Annotated in this window: 5 protein-coding genes; 3 read left to right on the forward strand and 2 right to left on the reverse strand. The window is 61.4% G+C overall.

What is annotated here, in order from left to right; all coding sequences use genetic code 11:
* Positions 1-25: 25 nt before the first annotated feature.
* Both prpB and OC610_RS21360 read right to left on the reverse strand, forming a co-directional pair.
* Positions 26-916: a methylisocitrate lyase gene (gene prpB / locus OC610_RS21355; protein ID WP_264430570.1), complete on the reverse strand. Its 891-nt coding sequence runs from the start codon at positions 914-916 to the stop codon at positions 26-28.
* On the reverse strand, positions 913-1626 hold the full coding sequence (locus tag OC610_RS21360; protein ID WP_030137800.1) for a GntR family transcriptional regulator: 714 nt from the start codon (positions 1624-1626) through the stop codon (positions 913-915). Before OC610_RS21360 ends, prpB begins: the two co-directional genes overlap by 4 nt.
* 279 nt (positions 1627-1905) lie before the next feature.
* Between OC610_RS21360 and rloA the strand changes: the two genes are divergently transcribed.
* The 3 genes from rloA to OC610_RS21375 form a co-directional block, all read left to right on the forward strand.
* Entirely contained in the window at positions 1906-2442 is a 537-nt protein-coding gene (rloA, locus tag OC610_RS21365; protein ID WP_030137799.1) for a retropepsin-like aspartic peptidase RloA, read from the forward strand.
* Positions 2443-2447: 5 nt separating this feature from the next.
* A complete protein-coding gene (gene rloB, locus OC610_RS21370; protein ID WP_030137798.1) occupies positions 2448-3980 on the forward strand; it encodes an osmotic stress tolerance membrane protein RloB in 1533 nt (510 codons plus the stop codon).
* Positions 3980-4726 (forward strand): alpha-L-glutamate ligase-like protein (locus OC610_RS21375; protein ID WP_264430575.1); only part of this gene is annotated, 747 nt, incomplete at its 3' end. The genes rloB and OC610_RS21375, both read left to right, overlap by 1 nt.

Below are 4726 nucleotides of genomic sequence, written 5' to 3' on the forward strand. Positions count from 1 at the left end.
CGAGCGAAGCGAGGCTGCGATCTGTTCATTTTTTCGCCGCGAACAACGCATCGAGCTTTTGCTCGAAGGTGTGGTAGTCGATGCGATCGTAAAGCTCCATGCGGGTCTGCATGGTGTCGATGACATTCTGTTGCGTGCCGTCGCGACGGATCGCGGTGTAGACGTTCTCGGCCGCCTTGTTCATGGCCCGGAACGCCGACAGCGGGTACAGCACCAGGGACACGTCGGCCCCGGCGAGTTGTTCGGTGGTGTACAGCGGGGTCGCGCCGAATTCGGTGATGTTGGCCAGGATCGGCGCTTTCACGCGACTGGCGAACAGTTTGTACATCTCGAGCTCGGTGATGGCCTCGGGGAAAATCATGTCGGCACCGGCCTCGATACATGCGGCGGCGCGGTCAAGCGCCGATTCCAAACCTTCAACGGCCAGGGCATCGGTGCGCGCCATGATCACGAAACTGTCATCGGTGCGAGCATCGACGGCGGCCTTGATGCGGTCGACCATTTCCTGCTGCGAGACGATTTCCTTGTTCGGGCGGTGGCCGCAACGCTTGGCGCCGACCTGGTCTTCAATATGAATCGCCGCCGCGCCGAACTTGATCATCGACTTGACCGTGCGCGCCACGTTGAAGGCCGAGGAACCGAAACCGGTGTCCACGTCCACCAGCAGCGGCAGGTCGCAGACATCGGTGATGCGGCGCACATCGGTCAGCACGTCATCCAGGCCGGTGATGCCCAGGTCCGGCACGCCGAGGGAACCGGCCGCGACGCCGCCACCCGACAGGTAGATCGCCTTGAAACCGGCGCGCTTGGCCAGGAGCGCGTGGTTGGCGTTGATGGCGCCGACCACTTGCAGCGGATGCTCGGTGGCGACCGCGTCGCGGAAACGCTGGCCTGGCGTGCTCTTGCTGGAACTCATGACTCACCTCGTTCAGTGGCGGCGCTGTCCTGGAAATGACGCGCGATGTTGCGTTTGGAGGCGCCGATGTGCCGGCGCATCAGTAATTCAGCCAGTTCGCCGTCACGGTCGGCGATGGCGTCGAGAATCCGGTGGTGTTCGGCAAAGGCCTGGCGCGGACGGTTGGGCGTGGTGGAAAACTGGATACGGTACATGCGCACCAACTGGTATAGCTCGCCGCAAAGCATTTGCGTCAGGGTGCGGTTGCCGCTGCCCTGGATGATCCGGTAATGGAAGTCGAAATCGCCTTCCTGCTGGTAATAGCCGACACCGGCCTGGAACGCCGCATCGCGTTCATGGGTTTCGAGGACATGGCGCAGTTCGTCGATTTCCTCGATCGTCATGCGCTCGGCCGCCAAACGGCACGCCATGCCCTCCAGGGACTCACGTATCTCGTAGAGTTCCAGCAGTTCGGCGTGACTGAGCGAAACCACCCGAGCGCCGACGTGGGGCACGCGCACCAGCAGGCGCTGGCCTTCCAGGCGATGGATCGCCTCGCGTAGCGGCCCGCGGCTGATGCCGTAGGTACGCGCCAGCTCGGGCTCCGAGATCTTGCTGCCCGGGGCGATCTCGCCTTTGACGATGGCGGCCTGGATACGCCGGAAGACGTTCTCGGACAGCGTCTCCGAATCGTCTTGAGCCATCAGCGGTGTTTCGAGCTGATCGAGCATATTGTCGACACCTTGAAATTCAATATGGCAAAAACTAACCAACAACACCCTCTGCGTCAAAAGAAAAATCAACATTGTCGACAATCGTCTAATAACGTCCTGTGCCATAACCGGGCGAATGGCGCCGTTCAGCGTCCGGGCAACGGTGGCGTCAGAAAACCACCGTGCTAGAATGCCGCGCGATTTGCCGCTCTCCTTTTATAGGGAAGGCTGCCCAGGGAGCTTGTGCAGCAATGCCAGGGCCTGAACCGATAAACGGAACGCTGCGCACCAGGATCTATGACACTCAAGCCCTTTTCTGCCGCTCTGTATTTCATGTGCCTGCCGGGGCTTGCCGTGGCGGGCGAAAAAACCGTGTACGGCCTCAACGAATACGCCGCGCTGCAGGGCATCGACCTGGAAGTCGCCGCCAAGCTCGACACCGGCGCCAAGACCGCCTCCCTCAGTGCCCGTGACATCAAGCGCTTCAAGCGCAATGGCGAATCCTGGGTGCGTTTCTACCTGGCCATCGACGCCGCCCATTCGCACCCCATCGAACGCCCGCTGGCCCGTGTCAGCAAGATCAAGCGCCGCGCCGGTGACTACGATCCGGAAGAAGGCAAGAAATACACGGCCCGGCCGGTCATCGAACTGGACATCTGCATGGGCTCTGCCCTGCGCAGCATCGAAGTGAACCTGACCGACCGCAGCGCCTTCCAATACCCGTTGCTGATCGGCTCCGAAGCGCTCAAGCGTTTCGATGCGCTGGTCGACCCCAGTCTCAAATACGCTGCCGGCAAACCCGCCTGCGCCAATGCCGCTCATACCGCAGAGTAATTCCAATGCGCTCCCTTACCCTCCATCTGAAAATGCTGATCGCCATCCTGGTGGTGCTGGGCCTGTCGGTAACGGCCTATCAGATTTTCGTGCTCGGCATCCCGGTCACCGAAGACGCCACCGACGATTTGTGGAACATCGACGCCAAGGTCGAGTTCGTGCCCAACGCCAAGGATCCGGTGAAGATCCAGATGTTCGTGCCGCCGTTGAGCCGCGACTATGTGAGCCTCAACGAGAGTTTCATTTCCAACAACTACGGCGTGGCGGTGAACCGGGTCGACGGCAATCGCAAGGTGACGTGGTCGGCCCGTCGCGCCAAGGGCAACCAGACCCTTTATTACCGGCTGGTGCTGACCAAGCGCTACAGCGCCGAGAAAACCAAGGTCAAGGGCCCGACGTTCCGCGACAGCATCGCCGTCGAAGGCCCCGAGAAACTTGCCGCCGAAGCCCTGCTCGCACCGATCCGCCAACACTCCGCCGATGTCGAGACGTTCATCAGCGAAGCGATCAAGCGGGTCAACAATCTCAACGACGACAACGTCAAGCTGTTGCTGGCCGGTGATCCGTCTTCAAGCAACAAGGCGCGGATCGTCGAGCTGGTGCTGTCCATCGCCCACGTGCCGGTGGAAAAAGTCCACACCATCCGCCTGGTCGCCGACCAGCCGCAGATGCCCGAGCTGTGGCTGCGCAGTTTCAACGGCACCGACTGGCTGTATTTCAACCCGGACACCGGCGAGCAGGGCCTGCCTACCGACCGCCTGTTGTGGTGGACCGGCGATGAAAACCTGATCACCGTCGATGGCGGCAAGAAAGCCACCGTCACCTTCAGCATGAACAACAGCGAAATGAACGCGATTCGCCTGGCCAAGCTGACGGACGAGAACACCGACGCCAACTTCCTCGAATATTCGCTCTACGGCCTGCCGCTGCAAACCCAGCAGACCTTCATGATCATGGTGATGATCCCGATCGGCGTGCTGGTGATCCTGGTGCTGCGCAACCTGATCGGGCTACAGACCCTCGGTACGTTCACCCCGGTACTGATCGCCCTGGCCTTCCGCGAGACCCAACTGGGCTTCGGCATTATCCTGTTCACGGTCATTACCGCGCTGGGCCTGTCGCTGCGTTCCTACCTGGAACACCTCAAGCTGCAGATGCTGCCGAGGCTCTCCGTGGTGCTGACCTTCGTGGTGGTGCTGATTGCCGCCATCAGCCTGTTCAGCCATAAGCTGGGCCTGGAGCGCGGCTTGTCGGTGGCGCTGTTCCCGATGGTGATCCTGACCATGACCATCGAACGCCTGTCCATCACCTGGGAAGAACGCGGCGGCGGCCATGCGATGAAAGTCGCCATCGGCACCTTGTTCGCCGCATCCCTGGCGCATCTGATCATGAGCGTGCCGGAGCTGGTGTACTTCGTGTTCACTTTCCCGGCGATCCTGCTGATCCTGGTGGGCTTCATGCTGGCCATGGGTCGTTATCGCGGCTACCGCCTGACCGAGCTGGTTCGGTTCAAGGCCTTCCTCAAGGCTGACTCCTGATGTTCGGCTTCTGGAAGACCTGGAAGGCCCTCGAGGCCCGGGGCATCATGGGCATCAACCGGCGTAATGCCGACTATGTGCTCAAGTACAACAAGCGCAGCCTGTACCCCATCGTGGATGACAAGATCATCACCAAGGAACGGGCCATCGCCGCCGGCATTCATGTGCCGGAACTGTACGGGGTGATCTCCACCGAGAAGGAAATCGACAAGCTCGACGAGATCATCGGCGGGCGTACCGACTTCGTGATCAAGCCGGCCCAGGGTGCCGGCGGCGACGGCATCATTGTCATCGCCGACCGCTTCGAAGGCCGCTATCGGACGGTGTCGGGCAAGATCATCAGCCACGAGGAAATCGAGCACCACGTCTCCAGCATCCTCACCGGCCTGTATTCCTTGGGCGGGCACCGTGACCGGGCGCTGATCGAGTACCGGGTGACGCCGGACCAGATCTTCAAGAGCATCAGCTACGAAGGTGTGCCGGACATCCGCATCATCGTGCTGATGGGTTATCCGGTGATGGCCATGCTGCGCTTGCCAACCCGTCAGTCTGGCGGCAAGGCCAACCTGCACCAGGGCGCCATCGGCGTGGGCGTCGACCTCGCCACGGGCCTGACCCTGCGCGGCACCTGGCTGAACAACATCATCACCAAGCACCCCGACACCACCAATGCGGTGGACGGTGTGCAACTTCCCTATTGGGACGGTTTCATGAAGCTGGCCGCCGGTTGCTATGAATTGTGCGGG

This window comes from Pseudomonas agronomica (assembly GCF_025917275.1).
Classification (GTDB): Bacteria; Pseudomonadota; Gammaproteobacteria; order Pseudomonadales; family Pseudomonadaceae; genus Aquipseudomonas; species Aquipseudomonas agronomica.

Bases quoted from the DNA above. Each gene is read 5' to 3' on its own strand.
- prpB (WP_264430570.1), bottom strand. From the start codon at position 916: ATGAGTTCCAGCAAGAGCACGCCAGGCCAGCGTTTCCGCGACGCGGTC.
- OC610_RS21360 (WP_030137800.1), bottom strand. From the start codon at position 1,626: ATGCTCGATCAGCTCGAAACACCGCTGATGGCTCAAGACGATTCGGAG.
- rloA (WP_030137799.1), top strand. From the start codon at position 1,906: ATGACACTCAAGCCCTTTTCTGCCGCTCTGTATTTCATGTGCCTGCCG.
- rloB (WP_030137798.1), top strand. From the start codon at position 2,448: ATGCGCTCCCTTACCCTCCATCTGAAAATGCTGATCGCCATCCTGGTG.